The sequence below is a fragment of the Streptomyces sp. NPDC059456 genome (genome assembly GCF_042750055.1).
Taxonomy (GTDB): domain Bacteria; phylum Actinomycetota; class Actinomycetes; order Streptomycetales; family Streptomycetaceae; genus Streptomyces.
The window spans coordinates 4892-5920 of sequence record NZ_JBHYVA010000075.1; the positions used below are offsets into that span (position 1 = coordinate 4892).

Sequence of the window (1029 nt, forward strand, 5' to 3'; positions counted from 1 at the left end):
TATTGCGGCCCCTGTGTATTTTTTTCTAACTCCCCCCCACAACCCCGGGGGGCCCGGGGGGGGCGCGGCCCCCCCCCCGCCCCCCCCCGCGCGCTTGACCCGTTCGGATCAGACGAGATCGACCAGGTCGGCGATGGAGTCGACGGTCTTGGTCGGGCGGTAGGGGAACTTCTCGGTGTCCTCGACGGAGGTCAGTCCGGTCAGCACGAGGAAGGTCTGCATCCCGGCCTCCAGCCCGGCCAGGACGTCGGTGTCCATCCGGTCGCCGATCATCGCGCTGCTCTCGGAGTGCGCGCCGATGGCGTTCAGGCCGGTCCGCATCATCAGCGGGTTGGGCTTGCCGGCGAAGTACGGCTGCTTGCCGGTCGCCTTGGTGATCAGCGCGGCGACGGCGCCGGTCGCCGGGAGCGGGCCTTCGGTGGAGGGGCCGGTCTCGTCGGGGTTGGTGCAGATGAAGCGGGCGCCCGCGTTGATCAGGCGAACGGCCTTCGTCATCGCCTCGAAGCTGTACGTCCGGGTCTCGCCGAGGACCACGTAGTCGGGCTCGTGGTCGGTCAGGATGTACCCGATGTCGTGCAGGGCGGTGGTCAGGCCGGCCTCGCCGATGACGTAGGCGGTGCCGCCCGGGCGCTGGTCGTCGAGGAACTTGGCGGTGGCGAGCGCCGAGGTCCAGATGTTCTCGACGGGAACGTCCAGGCCCATCCGGAACAGCCGGGCGTGCAGGTCGCGCGGGGTGTAGATGGAGTTGTTGGTCAGGACCAGGAAGGGCTTGCCCGATTCGCGCAGCCGCTTGATGAAGGCATCCGCGCCCGGGATCGGGGTGCCCTCGTGGATGAGGACCCCGTCCATGTCGGTGAGCCAGGATTCGATCGGCTTGCGCTCTGCCACTGGACTGTTCTCCGCTCTTTGACCGCTGGTCTGAACCACCCTATCGGGGCCGGGGGGGCGGCGGGGGGGGGGGGCCCCCCCCCCCCCCCCCCGGGGCGGGTGGCCCCCCGTTGAGCGGCGGGAACGGGCACAAACCCCGGG

At 70.4% G+C, this 1029-nt stretch carries 1 protein-coding gene; it reads right to left on the reverse strand.

Translation table 11 applies throughout. The annotated features are described in order from the left end of the window. Positions 1-108: 108 nt before the first annotated feature. A complete protein-coding gene (locus tag ACFXA3_RS09910) occupies positions 109-888 on the reverse strand; it encodes an HAD-IIA family hydrolase (RefSeq protein WP_385184419.1) in 780 nt (259 codons plus the stop codon). Between the last annotated feature and the right edge of the window lie 141 nt (positions 889-1029).